Below are 15,940 nucleotides of genomic sequence, written 5' to 3' on the forward strand. Positions count from 1 at the left end.
AAGATATGAATATGGACTATATTATTAAAATTTCCGGACCGATGCTGGAGGGGGCACGGACAACGGTTTTGCTATTCCTGATCGTGATTGTATTATCCATTCCGCTTGGGATGGTGGTTACCCTGATGGCCAAAAGCTCGATCAAGCCGCTGGCCTGGATCGCACATACGTATATTTACGTAATGCGCGGCACTCCGCTGCTCTTGCAGCTCTTGTTCTTCTGCTTCGGCTTGCCGCAGATTCCCGTGATTGGGCAATATCTGGTCATGGACCGTTTCGTCGCGGCCAGCCTTGGATTCATTCTGAATTATGGCGCTTATTTCGCTGAGATCTTCCGCGGGGGAATGCTCTCCATCGATAAAGGCCAGCATGAGGCAGCCAAGGTACTCGGGCTTAGCAAATGGCAGACCCTGCGCAAGGTAATTCTCGCCCAGATGTTCCGGGTGGCGCTGCCTGCGGTAGCCAATGAGTCCATAACCCTGGTCAAGGACACTGCCTTGCTGTATGCCGTAGCCGTACCGGAGCTGCTCAATTTCGCCAAAACGGCGGTAAACCGTGATTTCACGGTCACCCCTTTTGTCGTAGCGGGCGTAATATATTTGCTGATGACACTGGTGCTTACGCTGTTCTTCAAGACGCTGGAGAAACGTTTCAAATTTGAGTAGAAGGGCTGTTTGGCTATGAGTAGTATGATTGAAGTATCGCAATTGCAGAAATCCTTCGGCAGCCTTGATGTGCTGAAACAGATTACCTTTGACGTTAACCCCGGGGAAGTCGTTGCGGTGATCGGGCCTTCCGGCTCCGGCAAAAGCACCATGCTGCGCAGTCTTGTGCATCTGGAGGAGGTCACCGGGGGAAGCATCCTGATCTGCGGCCGGGCGCTCGTGGAGAACGGCAAATATGCCAGCGGCGCGGAGATTAGGGAAATCACCTCAACCATGGGCATGGTGTTCCAGCACTTTAATCTGTTTCCGCATCTCACCGTAAGGGGGAATCTGGAGCTTGCGCCGAGAACGCTGAAGCGGGAGAGTATTCAGGATATTACGGCCAAAAGCGAGGCGCTGCTCTCCAAAGTAGGTCTTGCCGATAAAGCAGACGTGTATCCCTCCATGCTGTCCGGCGGGCAGAAGCAACGGGTCGCAATCGCCAGAGCGATGATGCTGAATCCGGACATTCTCCTGTTCGACGAGCCGACCTCGGCACTGGATCCCGAGCTCACCGGCGAGGTGCTGCGGGTCATCCGCCAGCTTGCCGAGGGGCACATGACGATGATTATCGTCACGCATGAGATGAATTTTGCCCGCGATGTGGCCGACCGCGTCTTCTTCATGGATAACGGCGAAATCGCCGAGTCCGGCACACCGGAGGAAATCTTCGGCAACCCGCAGCTGGAGCGGACCCGGACATTTCTGAACCGGGAGTAACGGAAAGTGGATCAGGAAAGGGACAGTCCCATTAGCCATACAATGGCCACTCGGGACTGTCCCTTTTCCCTTTTCCCTTTTCTCTTTTTCGTTTGCCCTCAAAGTGGCACATTGTACTCGGTTTTTCGCATACATTCGGGTCGTTACCCCTGGCAGCGGCATATTGTATTCGGTTTTTCGCATACATTCGGTTCGTTTAACCTCGCAGTTGCACATTGTATTCGGTTTTTCGCATACGTTTGGGTCGTTTACCTCCGCAGGGGGATATTGTATTCGGTTTTTCGCATACATTCGGTTCGTTTACCCTTCCACATTGCTCACTTCCGGCGGATTCAGGGGCACTAGTGCTCCTCATTTCCTCATATTTCCCACTTCCGGCCGATTCAGGGGCACTTATGCTCTTCATTTCCTCAGTTTGCCCGCTATCGGTGGATTCAGAGGAATCCCTCTATATCCGTAACAAAAAAAACAGCAGCCCGGGAATTCCAATTCCCGGGCTGCCGCTTTTATTCCCTTGATTCCTTGATTCCCTCGATTCTCTTAATCCCCTCAATTCCCCACGAGTTCCTCAATTCCCCGTAGCTATCTTCGCTCCGAGTCCTTCCACTCCGCATCAACTGGCGGCAGCTCGTTACCGGTGGTCAAGTAGATCCGGTCGATCCGCAGCTGCGACTTTCTGGCCAAGACGGAGAGTACATGCTCCCCGGCGGTGAGGGCAAGGTCAGATATCGCACACCAATAGTACACATACGCAGTGTTGTACGTATGCAGCGTACCTCCGCCGAACTGTTCGGATATCGGCTGCACCTCGCCATCCAGCGCCAGATAGCAGGAGTCCGACTTGTCATTATAATGCCGGAGCAGCATCCAGACCTGGTAAGTTCCCGGTGTACTGATATTCAGCCGGTAATGCAACGCCGGAGCCTGCTCCGGGTGATCCCAGCGGATTCCCGGCGGAGCTACGTGCATCGCCAGCCCGGTCCGTCCGTTCGTTTCCGCCTGCAGATGGCTCCAGCTCAGGCCGCTTCCGTCCGCAGCCGTTGTAAGATAAGCATTCGCTGAATTCTCCAGGGCATACTCCGCTTCAATCGCCAGAACCCCGTCCTGTTCAACGAAGACACCCGAACCAAATTCCTGAAGCCAATCCTTACTCCCGTCATTTCCGCTGATGTTAGCATAGCGCGGCTCACCTAGCTCAGTCTGCGGGGAATTCACTAGCTTATTAAAAATCTCAGTGTTCATCGTCTTGAAGAACTCCCGGTCCGCATACAGGACATTAGGGGGAGGAACTTCATCCGCACTTGTTAAATAAAGCCCGCTGCCCAGCTGTTCAAGCTTATCCCACTGCACATCGGGACTCTCGAGTCCATAGGCGGGAACCGGTGTTTCACCATGTCTGCTGAAGACAGGACCAAGATTGCTTCCGCTTTGCGCGTTGGTATACAGCACAAGTTTGGTAAGGGTCACATAACGGTCGACCATATAAATTTTTAGGGTATGGGCTCCAGAAGAGAGGAACGGAAGCTCCACCATGATTTTCTCGCCATTATCGAACACAGCTTCCTTCCAGTTGCCGAGCCATTCGTCACGGGTCTCACTTTCTACAATAAAAGGCTCTTCTTCATCCATGCCGACGCCGAAGCGGATCTGCCCCGTTGAATCCAGCGTAAGAAACCTGTGGATTTCCAGCTTGAACTTCCCGCTATGCTGCAAATACAGATCATATTCCAGATGAGGATTCTCCTTCAGCACATCCCCGGCCGGAGTGAGCTCCGAATGCCAGGCCATTACCGCGTCCCCTTCATGTCTTCCGAGGCCCGGCACGGTTACCCAGCCAGCCTTCGCCGCTTCTCCTTCCACACCATCATGAAAAATATTCCGGTCGTATCCGGCTGCCGGGATGGATACATAGCCGTCCGCTTCAATATAAGGGGCAACCCCTTCGGGGAGGTCTGCGGCTTCCTCAACTTGAATCTTAACCGGAAATACGCTGCCGTCCCTGTGATCATGGACATTAATAACTCCCTGCTTACCCGCATGCTCCGCTGGGTTCAATACAGATACGAGAATCCTTTTCTCGGTATGGATCGTCCCTTCACTCTCAGAGAGGGTAATCCAGTCCGTACCTTCAGTGACTTCGATAGAATAAGGAAGGCTGCCAGCTCCCTGGTTCCCAATCTCAATCCACTTCTGCGCCACTCCATAAGCTGAGAATGAGAGCACCTCATCATTATTCCATAGATCCACCTTTGCACCGCTTCCGGATATGCGAAGCGCAGGTGTTCTTGCCGGAAACATCGCTGTCGGCGGCGGCGGGAAGCTCTCAGGCGTGAGGATGCCCTCCCATTTTCCTTCGCTCATCTTATAATTGTAGAAATGCAGCATGGTCCGCTTGTAATCCAGCATTTTACCGGATAGCTCCGTGTACTGGTCTGCTGCCTGCATATTCCCCCGCGCGTAGGAAAGGTTACTCCGGTCAGCATAATAGAACTCATGGTTGGTATAGTAGGATGCGTGAATCTTCATCAGGAACAATTGGAAGAATGCAGAATGCTCCTCCGGCGGCAGGCTGTCCAGAATGGCATTTCCCCGTCTATAAATATCCTCAAGCTTCATCAGCCTCCGTCCGGCCTCATCACCCAGCACCGTTTGCGTGAAAACATCCGAATTCATATGTTCAATCTTCCGCACATTGGTTACCTGGGCAAAAACTTCATATAACTCAGCCGCTTCAGCACCGTGATTGCCGGAGAAATTCGTATTGATCCAGTGCTCGGTGAACTGCCGGGTGTTCTTGGTGATTCCCGTTTCTCTACCTGCTTCCCAGCCGTAGCGGATGAAGAATTCCATATCCTGCTCCAGCGGCTTGAGTCCGCCTATATTCTGCACCCATATATTACGGATTCCCGATTCATAGGACTTCCGCAGTTCATTGCCGGTGTGGGCCAGGGGGATCGAATTGATAAACAGATAGCTCATCGCTGTTCCCCCGTGCGCCCAGTAGGATGAATGGTAGTACAGCCCGTGCCCGCCGCTGCGCCCCCGTTCCGCCTCATTCGGATAACGGCGCACATGCCCGAAATTGTCATTGGCCCAGATCAGCGTGACATCCTCCGGCACTTCAAGACCGAGATTGTACAGATCCAGCACCTCTTTATAGGGGACAAAAGTCTGCAGCACCTCCGTCCCTTTAGCTTCCCCGAGTGCTTTTGTCAGAATTTCCCGCTGATCCTTAATAATTTCACCGAGCAGGCGGACCTTAGCCGCAGTCTTCTCCTCCGCGCTTAAGGAATCATCTTCATCGATCGCCTTCGTATGAAATCCGGAATCATGAATGCCGCGCATGCCCATCGTAAAGCTGACTTCGTAATTCTTATTCTGTTCCACACTTTCCTGCCAGTACTCCAGTAGAATCTCGCGGTTTCTGCCTTCAATAGAGTAGTCGTAGACAGCATCCGTATACCCTTTGCTCATGATCCACGGTGTCCATTCGTTCTGGTTACTGCGCAGCAGCATATCACAGTGGGACGTCCCGACAACAATGCCCATTTGTTCAGCAAGAGCACCATTCTCCAGGTTACCGTTAAAATAATTCACATGCATCGCCGGCCAAATGTAATTGGCTTTCAGGCGGAGCAGCAGCTCAAAAATTTTCTCATATGCCTCAGGGCCAATCGTATCGTCAGCGGTATGCAGCTTCGCCCAATCATTCAGCTCCTCTTCATCATTCAGGAAGATCCCTCTGTATTTCACAGACGGCCAATCCGCCTTGGAGTAATCCGCAGGGAGACTGAAGGTGTCTTTAACTTTAACCGGAACATCCGCCCAGTAATACCACGGAGAAACGCCGAGCTGCTCACATAAATCGTATATTCCATAAATAGTCCCGCGTCTGTCTGTACCGATAATGTACAATACACCGTCTACAAGCTCCTGTAGAAAACCCTCCCAGCGGTAAGCGCCTTCAGCTCTAAGCTTGTCAAGCGATAACCACTTCCCTGAAATGTTCTCAGCCACCGCCTCGTTATCTGCCGTCCCGATTACAATACTGCATTGACCAATTTCTTGGGAAAGGACCGCCTTGCAGCCGCATACCGCCGCAATATCACGGATAAGATTGTTAACCGCTATATGTACCGCGCTATTCTCTCTTTCGGACATGTAGATTTGGATTGTGGTGTTTCTCTTAACTAATTCGTACGACAAATTGTTTGCCTCCTATATCAACTCTATTTATTGACTCGAATATACAGCAAATCACAGCAATAATCTTTTAGTATATTGTTCATTTCACGATTTGTTGTATTATATTGCTATAGATAAGGGAGGCGTCATTTATGAAAGCTGATTTATATCAAGCCCATCCGTTATTCTCCATGGAATACGAGAAACATGACTCCAACTACGAGATGCCGGCGTTCCACTATCACAACTCTTATGAGCTATATTTTCTCGAAGACGGCTATCATCATTTCGTGGTCAATGACGCCTTGTACGACATCACGATGCATGACGTGGCCTTATTCAAGCCCAATTCCTTTCACAAAAGCCGGGGTAATCACTCCTGTGCCAGGACCTGCCTGTATTTCACCGACCGTTTTCTGCGGCTGCACTTCACGGACCGTTCGATTCAGTCGCTGCTGAGCTGCTTCGACAAAGAAATCATCTCCACCAGCAAAGAAACTTTTCCGAGAATTAAGAAGCTGCTGCTGCTGCTCGACAAGGAGAACATTGATGATCCCTCTAACCGGATTTTCATCTATTTAGCGGATATCCTGAACATCCTGAATGAGAATGTAAGATCACCCAGAGTGGAGCATGTGCCTGCGGCCTACGCAAACTTCGCCCCGATCCTGCTATACATCAGTCAGAACTATAACCGGATCAGCAAAATCGAAGAAATCGCCGAAGAGTTTTTCATGTCCAAATATTATTTATGCCATGTCTTTAAAGAAGCGACTGGTCTCACCCTGATCCAATACCTGAACAATATCAAGATCCAGCATGCCTGCAATCTGCTTGTGAATTCCAATCTGTCCATTCTTGAGGTCGGGAATGCCTGTGGCTTCAACTCCTCCATGTATTTCTGTAAAATCTTCAAACAGGCGCTATCGGTAACGCCCAGCGAGTTCAGAAAACAGGCCGCGCAGTAAGAGCCCTGTTAGTGGGATTTATCCCTCTATTTTCACCATCAGAGCCATTTCCGGCGCCGTTAGTGGGATTAATCCCTCTATCTCTCACCATTCGGGCCATTTCCGGCGCCGTTAATGGGATTTATCCCTCTATTTTCACCATCAGAGCCATTTCCGGCGCTGTTAGTGGGATTAATCCCTCTATTTTCACCATTCGGGCCATCCACGGCCCTGGTAGTGGGATTTATCCCTCTATTTTCACCATTCGGGCCATCCCCGGCGCCGTTAATAAGCATCATCAAGTCCAAAAAAGACCGGAAAGCCTAAAAACGGCCTCCCGGTCCTTCCTCTATACCATTTAATCCCCCGCTTCCGCAGGCACCTCCGGTTCCTTTTCCCAGCGCTGCCGGACAAACAGCTCATATAGCTTGACTGTGATAATCTTCAGCATCATGTAGACGGGAATAATCAGCAAAATGCCGATAATACCGCCGAAATCGCCTCCGGCCAGGACCAGAATGATCGTGGTCAGCGGATGGATATCCATGCTTTTCCCGAAGATATAAGGGGCCACCAGGTTATCCTGAATCTGCTGCGCCACCAGCACAACCACGATTGACCAGATGGCCGTGGACGGCGACTCGATCAGACCGAAGATGAAGATCGGCACGGTGGACAGAATTGCCCCGATAAACGGGATGAAGTTCATCAGCACAGCCACCAGTGTCAGCAGCAGCGCATACGGCAGCCCAATCAGCAGAAAACCGAAATACATCAGCACCCCCAGCGCCAGATTGACCAGCACCCTCCCGACGATGAAGCTGCTCATCACCCCGTCGATTTCAGCAACAACGGACGCCCCCTCCTCATGATACCGCTTTGGAAAGAAGCTCACGAGCTTATCGCCGAACTTCCCGCCTTCCTTGAGCATATAGAACAGCAGGATCGGAAAGGTAAAGAGTACAATGGCGAAATTGGAGACAAAGGAGAATAGCCCCGACACATAGACCGTCAATAGCGAAAAGCCCTTATTCAAATAATCCATCAGCTGGCTGGCCGGATTCATATCCGCAGGAATCAGCTTCGACAACAAATCGCTGTCCTCCAGCTTCGTCAGCTGCTCTCCCACGGCATTGAATACGCCAGGCATATTATTAGCCAGATTCACCAGCTGATTCTGCAGCGACGGCCAGACACCTACCGTGAATCCCAGCAGCAGCACCGCGATAACCAGATAGACCAGCAAGATAGCGACTGTCCGGTTCAGCCTGCGGGAGGCCAGGTAATCAATCAAGGGACGCAGCAGATAATAGAAGAAGACGGCCAGCATTAACGGCACAATGACAACACTGAACAGCGAGATAATAGGTGTGAAAATAAAGTCCACCAGTGAGCTTACATAGATAATTCCCAGCACCAGCAGCACTGCAATACAAATGCGGATAAACAAATTCAGTTTGGCCATGAGTGACTCCCGTTTTCATATTTGAACCGGCGGTTCTTTTCCCTATAATATAGTGCGTCATTCTTAATTCAGACTAAATCGAGTCTAAAGAAAAGCTAAAGATTTTGTCTTTAGCCTTTTTTTACATTAGAATGATGGGGAAACGCGGTCAAATCCGATAACCTATGGAGTGAAACCATGATAAAGATCCTTGTTGTAGAAGACGATAAGCATGTACGCAAGCTGATGAACGCTGTCCTGAAACGGGAAGGTTATGACGTGGTAACGGCTGAGAATGGAAGAGAAGCTCTGGAGGTTCTTGAAGTCCAGCATATCGATCTGATTATTCTGGATATTATGATGCCGGAGATGGACGGGTACGAATTTGCCGAAGAGCTCAAGGAAGCGGACAATCGAATTCCCATCCTTATGGCCACAGCCAAACAGCTACCTGAGGATAAGAAAAAAGGCTTCCGGCTCGGAACCGATGATTATATGACCAAGCCTGTAGATACAGAAGAAATGCTGCTGAGAATCCAGGCCCTCCTCCGCCGCTCGCAGATTGCGAGTGCCCGTAAGCTGGTGATCGGCAGGGTTCATCTGGACTATGACACATTAACCGTGACCCGGGACGAGGACAAGCAGACGCTTCCGCAGAAGGAATTCTATCTGCTCTATAAGCTTTTATCCTATCCGGACCGCATCTTCACCCGCATCCAGCTGATGGACGAGATTTGGGGGATGGACAGCGAAAGCACGGACACTACGGTGAATGTGCATATCAACCGCCTGCGCAAACGTTTTGAAGCCTATCCGGAGTTCGAGCTGGTCTCTGTCCGCGGGCTCGGATATAAGGCGGTGAGAACATGAACATGATCAAGAGGCTGACGGGTAAAATCGGCCTGTCGCTCTACTTCTCGCTTGCTGTATTTATCATCTTCCTCATTACCGTTCTGATTACCGGTATACTGGTCTATCTGTTGATGGTCTTTGGTGTGCTCAATGAACGCATCATTCAGGATTTCAAAGTCCTTACCTTTATCACATTAATTGCCTGCATCATGATCGGCACCGTCACCTCGGGTCTGGCCAGCCGGAGGATGCTGAAATCCATCCGTACCTTCATCGATGCCACCAACCAGCTGGCAGGAGGAGATTTCACCACCCGGCTGCGGCTCAATAATCCGCCAGAATTCAAGATTCTCTCCGCTAATTTCAACCGGATGGCGGATGAGCTGGGCGGCATTGAGATTCTGCGCACGGATTTCATCAACAATTTCTCGCATGAGTTCCGCACCCCGATTGTGTCTATCAAAGGGTTCGCCGAAATTCTCAAGGATGATGAGCTGAGCAAGGAAGAACGGAATGAATATCTGGATATTGTCATTGAGGAATCCACCCGTCTGGCCGCCCTCGCCTCCAACGTCCTGAGCCTGTCCAAAGTGGAGGCCCAGACAATATTAACGGGCCGCGAGCCCTTCAACGTTGGCGAACAGATCCGCCAATGTGTCTTACTTCTGCATCCCAAAATGGAGAAAAAGCATATATCCATCACAGCCAACGTACAGGACTATGAGGTGCCGGGGAATAAAGAGATGCTGAATCAGGTCTGGCTGAACCTGCTCGACAATGCCATCAAGTTCACTCCCGAGCATGGCGAAATCGAAGTTTCGATGCGACAGGCCGAAGACAAGATCGAAATCACCGTCCGGGATAACGGTGCCGGGATCAGTGCGGCTGCACTTCCCAGGGTGTTCGACAAGTTCTATCAGCAGGATACTTCCCACTCCACTGCGGGTAACGGGCTGGGGCTTACCATTGTCCGTAAAATCACTGAGCTGCACGGCGGAACCGTCACCTGTGATAGTGTTCCGCTGCAAGGAACCACCTTTACCCTGCTGCTCCCTGCCTCAAAGAAGCTGCCGTCCACCAAATAAAATATCCCCACAAAGTGGGGCCTTATCTTCGATGATTACTCAACAAAGGGCGGTCCACCTGACCGCCCCCACCTATTGTCCGATGGTATCCACGACTTTGCCCTCCTGGTCTTTGATATACGTCTTTCTCACCCGTATCATCAGTTCTTTGGCCGTGGACAGCTTGAACTCGCTTTCCTTAGGCTTAAGCTTCGATTCCAGCTCCAGGACAGCAGCTTCACTTAGGCCGATGCGGATGTTCCCGCCGTCTTCCTTGCAGCCGGTCTCTTGTGCCGGTTCCAGCACAACCTGCAGCTTAGGGCTGGTGAGCGTCAGCTTCCTGCCCTTCAGCAGACGGCCGCGCAGCAGCCTGGCTACCGTTGCTGCCTGCTGTGCCCCCATAGCCAGGACGGCCGGTGCTTTGCTGAGCAGACGATTTCTGCCAGGCTCGAAGTCCAATTGATCCACATACAGGATGCCTGTCTGGGACCCGTCACGTTCAATCCCCTGCCGCACTGCATCCTCTATTACCGGAAGCCGCAGCAGTGAATCCCGTCCAAGATCGGTGATAAATGCAGGTAGTACTTCTTGGCTGGCCTGCAGGAATGCGTTGGTATTCCAAGACATCATGGCTTCCAGTTCATCGGCGGTAATCCCCACCATTTGCAGAAACTCTACCCTTCCATTCGGGGTATCAATTGCCGGAAGCTCCGGATCACCGGTAAAAGCCAGAGCGGTCAGCCTCGTGTCTGCACCCAGACAGATAGGACCGTTCGCATCCAGATAATGTCCGGAAGCAAAAATATTGCCGCTGCTGAACACATATCTGGCCATATTCTGCAGCAGGTTCATCGCCCAGGCCGGAGGCTCCTCTTCTCCGGCAGTACGTGCCAGCCGGAAGGTCAGCTCAAATCCGTAGCCGCTGTATTCCGGGTCCTCTGATTCCTTGTCATATAGCTCAGAGAATCCGAAGGTTACAAAGTGCCAATGGGGATAAGGCAGCTCCGCCTTATAGGCACTGATTCCGTTCAGCGGGTCCTTTCCGCCTAGCATGTAAGGCAACAAGGCAGCATAATGCTTCGGCTCCTGTTGTCCATACAAACCCGACATCTGTTCCTCAATGGCATCCCAGCCGGTTGCTTCCACTTCTTCCTCGCTCACTTTGGTTCCCTCCGAATTCGAAATTATGTATTTTCGGCCTATTCAAGCCCTTAATCTCCCGTTCATTACCCGGAATTTATCTGTCATAATCAGCTATAACCAGTGCAAGATTCAGCTGCCTCCAAGTAATTGCCCTGATTAACCTGCCGCTCTTGTTCATGTTACACTAAATCTACAAGACTTAAGGGGGCTACCAGAAGATGAATGTAGAATCGTTGTTTGAGATTTGTTACCAGAAGCATCCGGGGGCTTCTGAGCCTGAGCTGACACGCTTCACAGAGGAATGGCAGAAGCCTTTGACGCAAGAGGAAATTGCGGAGATCACCGGACGGCAACGGAATCCCTTTCCGGTTAACGATCCGCTTTATGCCGTATACCGGCCGTTCGATCCGGCACTCTGGACCATTCCTGACTTGCCTCTGCCTGCAGCATACCTGAGTTTCCTGCGTTACTCTAACGGCGGAGAATTCGGCAACGGTGAACGGTATGTCCAGCTGTTCGGTACGGACCAGTTACGCTCTATGATGCTTGCCTACGAATTCCCCGAATACATGCCGGGCGGGGTTCCCTTCGCTATGGACGGCAGCGGCCATCACTACATCTGGGATATGCGCACGGCCCGGGAAGATGGTGCCTATCCCATCCTCATCGCCCATTCCGGCAACTTGGGTTATGAGGATGCGGCATGGATTGCCGGCAGCTTCGAAGAGCTATGCCGGGGAACCGTCTCGGCGGAAGATGTACTTTATAATTCTTGAAGCAGTGAGGTATTTATCGCATCGCCGAACTTGCTAATTGTTGTACAAATTGCAACTTTGATCCCAAGAACCACAGGTGTTCAGAAGGATTGTTGTATGAAATACAACAATTATCCCGCTACAACGCTTAAATGGAAGTGGAATGTTGTATTTTGTACAACAATTTCGAATTTTGGCCGATTTGACGAGGGAATTGTTGTATTTTGTACAGGATTTTGATGACTCTTACCAGACTAGAGGCTATCCCAAGCTGAACGGCCACCTCATGGCCGCTCCCGGGACGGCCTCTTTATCATAGCAAGTCTCCTGGCGGCTCCCGGGACGGCCTCTTTGTCATAGCAAGTCTCATGGCCGCTCCCGGGACGGCCTCTTTATCATAGCAAGTCTCTTGGCCGCTCCCGGGACGGCCTCTTTTTCATAGTATTTTCAGCTTGTTTCAGCAAAAGTTAATTTTCAGTTTATCATTCTCCGGTACGATCATAGCAACAAACACGCAAAGGAGTCATTCTTATGTTGAAATTACTGAAGAACCTGGAGCCCAAAGAATGGTTCTTATTCGGCATCAGCCTCATGTTCATTATTGCGCAGGTCTGGCTGGACCTGGAGCTGCCTGACTACATGAGTGATATTACCCGGCTGATCCAGACCCCGGGCAGCGAAATGAGTGAGATCATTACGGCCGGAGCCTGGATGCTGCTCTGTGCGCTCGGCAGTCTGGCGACCTCGATTGTCGTGGCAGGGATTGCCGCCAGAATCGCGGCCGACCTGTCAGCCAGATTACGCGCCAATTTGTTCGATAAGGTGCAGTCCTTCTCGATGGAGGAGATCAGCAACTTCTCGACCGCCAGCCTGATTACCCGCTCCACGAATGATATCACCCAGGTGCAGATGCTAATTGTCATCGGCTTGCAACTGCTGGTCAAAGCACCCATCCTTGCCGTATGGGCGATCCTCAAGATTACGGGTAAAAGCTGGCAGTGGACGCTGGCGACCGGCGCCTCTGTTGCGCTGCTGGTGCTGATTGTCGCAGTCAGCGTCACTCTCGTTCTTCCTAAATTCAAAAAGCTGCAACAGTTAACGGACAACCTGAACCGCGTATCCAGAGAAAATCTGAACGGTCTGCGGGTCATCCGGGCCTACAATGCCGAGAGCTATCAGGAAGAGAAATTCGCTTCTGCCAACAATGAGCTTACCCGCACCAATTTGTTCGCCAACAACGTAATGACCACGCTGATGCCGAGTATCTCCTTAATCATGAGCGGACTCAGCCTCTCGATCTATTGGATCGGTGCCGTGCTTATCCAAGCCGCCGAGGGCACGGCCAAGATGGGATTGTTCTCGGATATGATCGTCTTCTCATCGTACGCGATGCAGGTCGTAATGGCTTTTATGATGCTGATTATTATCTTCATCCTGCTGCCCCGTGCCCAGGTATCGGCCAAACGTATCAACGAAGTGCTGGAAACTGCGCCTAGCCTGAAGAATGGATCAATCACCCATTTCCCTGTGAAGCGTGAGGATGAGCTTGAGTTCAGGGGAGTCAGCTTCAAATATCCTGACGCAGAGGATTATGTGCTGGAGAATATCAGCTTTACGGCGAAGCAAGGGGAGACGGTTGCTTTTATCGGCTCAACAGGCTGCGGCAAGAGTACGCTCGTTAATCTCATTCCACGTTTCTATGATGCTACTGAAGGCGAAGTGCTAGTGAACGGCATCAATGTCAAAGAATACGACCAGCAGGTGCTGCGTAATAAAATGGGCTATGTCTCCCAGAAGGCGGTACTGTTCGGCGGAACGGTGGCTTCGAATATTGCTTTTGGCGAGAACGGTGCCGGTGAGGTGCTCAGCTCCGATATTGTAGATGCGGTGTACACGTCCCAGTCCTCTGAATTTGTGGAGAAGCTGGAGGGCAACTATGAGGCCCACATCGCCCAAGGCGGCTCCAATCTGTCCGGCGGACAGAAGCAGCGGCTCTCGATTGCCAGAGCGATTGCCCGGCGCCCGGAAATCTTGATCTTCGATGATTCGTTCTCGGCGCTTGACTATAAGACGGACCGCAAGCTGCGCAGCGAGCTGAAGAAGGAGGCTCATGCGTCCACGATGCTGATCGTCGCCCAGCGCATTGGTACCATTAAAGACGCCGACAAAATCATCGTGCTGGAAGCCGGGCAAATTGCCGGTATGGGCACGCATGACGAATTAATGCAGACCTGCGCCGTCTATCAGGAAATTGCTTACTCACAGCTGACCAAGGAGGAGCTCGCCTAATGAAGATGAAAACCAAAGCTAAAGGACAGAATACCTGGAGCAAGCTGCTCCGTTACTGCCGTAAATACGTTCCGGTGATCGTCATTGCGCTGATCTGCGCGGCGGCCGGAACCGTGCTCACCCTGCTCGGTCCGGATATGCTCTCCGAGATTACGGACAAAATCACTGCCGGTCTCTCAAGCGGAATCGATATGGACGGCATTGCTGCCATAGGCATTACCCTCGTCGTGATCTACGCCATCAGTGCGGTGCTCTCACTCTCGCAGGGCCTGATCATGTCGAATATTACCCAGAAGGTCTCCAAGAAATTAAGAACCGATCTGGCACATAAGATGAACCGGCTTCCGATCTCCTACTATAATAAGTCGGCCACAGGGGATATCCTCTCCCGGGTAACGAATGATGTGGATACCATCGGCCAGGCGATGAATCAGAGCATCGGTACAGTCGTAACCGCCGTAGCCATGTTCATCGGTTCGATCATCATGATGCTCCGGACCAATGTAATTATGACCCTTACCGCTATCGTAGCAACAATTATCGGCTTCGGCCTGATGGCGGTTATTATGAAGAAATCGCAGAAGTATTTTGCCAGCCAGCAGGAATTCTTGGGCAAAATCAACGGTCATGTTGAGGAAGTCTATACCGGACATAATGTTGTAAAAGCCTACAACGGTGAAGCGCAGATGCGCACCACCTTCCAGGAACTGAATCAGGGGCTGAAGAACAGCGCCTTCAAAGCGCAATTCCTCTCCGGCCTGATGCCGCCGCTAATGGGCTTTATCGGTAATCTTGGTTTCGTTGCCGTCTGTGTCGTTGGTGCTGTACTGGCCTTGGATGGAACTATCTCCTTCGGGGTTATCGTCGCCTTCATTATGTATGTTCGTTACTTCACCCAGCCGTTATCCCAGATCGCCCAGGCCGCGCAGAACCTGCAATCGGCATCGGCCGCAGGCGGACGCGTGTTTGAATTCCTCGAAGAAGCGGAAATGGAAGACGAGACCCGCAAAGAGAACACACTGGCAACTGCCGCAGGCAAAGTAAGCTTTGACCAGGTGAAATTCGCTTATGAAAATTCCGAGAAGCTGGTAATCAAAAACTTCTCGACAGAAGTGAAGCCGGGGCAAAAGGTGGCCATCGTCGGCCCGACCGGCGCAGGCAAAACTACGCTCGTCAATCTGCTCATCCGCTTCAATGAGCTGACCGGCGGAGAAATCTACATCGATGACACACCGATTAGCAGCCTGACCCGGGAGAACATCCACGATTTGTTCTGCATGGTGCTGCAGGATACCTGGCTGTTTGAAGGAACAATCAGGGAGAACCTGATCTACAATCAGCAGAATATCACGGATGAGAAGCTTGTAGAAGCCTGCAAGGCGGTTGGCCTGCACCGCTTCATTCAGAGCCTTAGCGACGGATATGATACCGTACTGAACGATAAGGTCAACCTGTCCGCCGGACAAAAACAGCAGCTGACCATTGCCCGCGCGATGCTGAAGGATGCGCCGATGCTCATTCTTGACGAAGCTACAAGCTCCGTGGATACCCGCACTGAGCTGCTGATTCAGCAGGCGATGGATCAGCTGATGGAGGGCAGAACCTCCTTCGTCATCGCCCACCGGCTGTCCACAATCAAAAACGCCGATGTGATTCTGGTCCTGAAGGACGGCGATATCCTGGAAAGCGGCAGCCATACAGAATTGCTGGCGAAGAACGGATTCTATGCCGAGCTCTATAACAGCCAGTTTGAGCAGGCTTCCTAAGCGGAGCTTGCCCTTCAATGTGGAGCCTCCTTCACATTGAAACCGCAAAAACAACGGCAGGCTCGTAAATG

General features: G+C 51.5%; 11 protein-coding genes. 8 read left to right on the forward strand and 3 right to left on the reverse strand.

All coding sequences use genetic code 11. From position 1 onward, the window contains the following. The first annotated feature begins 5 nt into the window (after positions 1 to 5). Both GC101_RS10975 and GC101_RS10980 read left to right on the forward strand, forming a co-directional pair. Entirely contained in the window at positions 6 to 665 is a 660-nt protein-coding gene (locus GC101_RS10975) for an amino acid ABC transporter permease (RefSeq protein WP_171717281.1), read from the forward strand. Positions 666 to 680: 15 nt separating this feature from the next. Continuing rightward, positions 681 to 1,424 (forward strand): amino acid ABC transporter ATP-binding protein, encoded by a 744-nt coding sequence (locus tag GC101_RS10980; protein ID WP_281365835.1) that lies wholly within the window; start codon positions 681 to 683, stop codon positions 1,422 to 1,424. Positions 1,425 to 2,006: 582 nt separating this feature from the next. Here GC101_RS10980 and GC101_RS10985 read toward each other — a convergent pair. Beyond that, the gene (locus GC101_RS10985) at positions 2,007 to 5,630 is read right to left on the reverse strand and encodes a glycosyl hydrolase 115 family protein (RefSeq protein ID WP_246354282.1); all 3,624 of its coding nucleotides are present in this window, start codon (positions 5,628 to 5,630) and stop codon (positions 2,007 to 2,009) included. 131 nt (positions 5,631 to 5,761) lie between these two features. On the opposite strand from GC101_RS10985, the gene GC101_RS10990 reads away from it, so the two are divergent. Further along, the gene (locus tag GC101_RS10990) at positions 5,762 to 6,577 is read left to right on the forward strand and encodes a helix-turn-helix transcriptional regulator (protein WP_171717282.1); all 816 of its coding nucleotides are present in this window, start codon (positions 5,762 to 5,764) and stop codon (positions 6,575 to 6,577) included. Positions 6,578 to 6,914: 337 nt separating this feature from the next. Here GC101_RS10990 and GC101_RS10995 read toward each other — a convergent pair whose 3' ends face one another. Further along, positions 6,915 to 8,021 (reverse strand): AI-2E family transporter, encoded by a 1,107-nt coding sequence (locus GC101_RS10995; RefSeq protein ID WP_171717283.1) that lies wholly within the window; start codon positions 8,019 to 8,021, stop codon positions 6,915 to 6,917. Between the two features lie 177 nt (positions 8,022 to 8,198). Here GC101_RS10995 and GC101_RS11000 point away from each other — a divergent pair, with 177 nt between their 5' ends. Both GC101_RS11000 and GC101_RS11005 read left to right on the forward strand, forming a co-directional pair. Next, complete coding sequence (locus GC101_RS11000) at positions 8,199 to 8,870, forward strand: response regulator transcription factor (RefSeq protein ID WP_171717284.1); 672 nt, start codon at positions 8,199 to 8,201, stop codon at positions 8,868 to 8,870. After that, the gene (locus GC101_RS11005) at positions 8,867 to 9,937 is read left to right on the forward strand and encodes a sensor histidine kinase (RefSeq protein WP_216626554.1); all 1,071 of its coding nucleotides are present in this window, start codon (positions 8,867 to 8,869) and stop codon (positions 9,935 to 9,937) included. Before GC101_RS11000 ends, GC101_RS11005 begins: the two co-directional genes overlap by 4 nt. A gap of 72 nt (positions 9,938 to 10,009) precedes the next feature. On the opposite strand, the gene GC101_RS11010 is transcribed toward GC101_RS11005, so the two are convergent. After that, the gene (locus tag GC101_RS11010) at positions 10,010 to 11,026 is read right to left on the reverse strand and encodes a suppressor of fused domain protein (RefSeq protein WP_171717373.1); all 1,017 of its coding nucleotides are present in this window, start codon (positions 11,024 to 11,026) and stop codon (positions 10,010 to 10,012) included. Positions 11,027 to 11,277: 251 nt separating this feature from the next. Here GC101_RS11010 and GC101_RS11015 point away from each other — a divergent pair, with 251 nt between their 5' ends. The 3 genes from GC101_RS11015 (at position 11,278) to GC101_RS11025 (ending at position 15,869) form a co-directional block, all read left to right on the forward strand. Then, positions 11,278 to 11,835, forward strand: a complete 558-nt coding sequence (locus GC101_RS11015; RefSeq protein WP_171717285.1) for an SMI1/KNR4 family protein — start codon at positions 11,278 to 11,280, stop codon at positions 11,833 to 11,835. 510 nt (positions 11,836 to 12,345) lie between these two features. Next, entirely contained in the window at positions 12,346 to 14,103 is a 1,758-nt protein-coding gene (locus GC101_RS11020) for an ABC transporter ATP-binding protein (protein WP_171717286.1), read from the forward strand. Further along, positions 14,103 to 15,869, forward strand: a complete 1,767-nt coding sequence (locus GC101_RS11025) for an ABC transporter ATP-binding protein (RefSeq protein WP_216626555.1) — start codon at positions 14,103 to 14,105, stop codon at positions 15,867 to 15,869. The genes GC101_RS11020 and GC101_RS11025 overlap by 1 nt, the downstream gene beginning before the upstream one ends. Positions 15,870 to 15,940: the final 71 nt, after the last annotated feature.

This window comes from Paenibacillus phytohabitans, from assembly GCF_013141775.1.
Classification (GTDB): Bacteria; Bacillota; Bacilli; order Paenibacillales; family Paenibacillaceae; genus Paenibacillus_AQ; species Paenibacillus_AQ phytohabitans.

Coding starts and splice junctions, on each gene's coding strand:
- GC101_RS10975 (WP_171717281.1), top strand. CDS start 6: ATGAATATGGACTATATTATTAAAATTTCCGGACCGATGCTGGAGGGG.
- GC101_RS10980 (WP_281365835.1), top strand. CDS start 681: ATGAGTAGTATGATTGAAGTATCGCAATTGCAGAAATCCTTCGGCAGC.
- GC101_RS10990 (WP_171717282.1), top strand. CDS start 5,762: ATGAAAGCTGATTTATATCAAGCCCATCCGTTATTCTCCATGGAATAC.
- GC101_RS10995 (WP_171717283.1), bottom strand. CDS start 8,021: ATGGCCAAACTGAATTTGTTTATCCGCATTTGTATTGCAGTGCTGCTG.
- GC101_RS11000 (WP_171717284.1), top strand. CDS start 8,199: ATGATAAAGATCCTTGTTGTAGAAGACGATAAGCATGTACGCAAGCTG.
- GC101_RS11005 (WP_216626554.1), top strand. CDS start 8,867: ATGAACATGATCAAGAGGCTGACGGGTAAAATCGGCCTGTCGCTCTAC.
- GC101_RS11010 (WP_171717373.1), bottom strand. CDS start 11,026: ATGTCGGGTTTGTATGGACAACAGGAGCCGAAGCATTATGCTGCCTTG.
- GC101_RS11015 (WP_171717285.1), top strand. CDS start 11,278: ATGAATGTAGAATCGTTGTTTGAGATTTGTTACCAGAAGCATCCGGGG.
- GC101_RS11020 (WP_171717286.1), top strand. CDS start 12,346: ATGTTGAAATTACTGAAGAACCTGGAGCCCAAAGAATGGTTCTTATTC.
- GC101_RS11025 (WP_216626555.1), top strand. CDS start 14,103: ATGAAGATGAAAACCAAAGCTAAAGGACAGAATACCTGGAGCAAGCTG.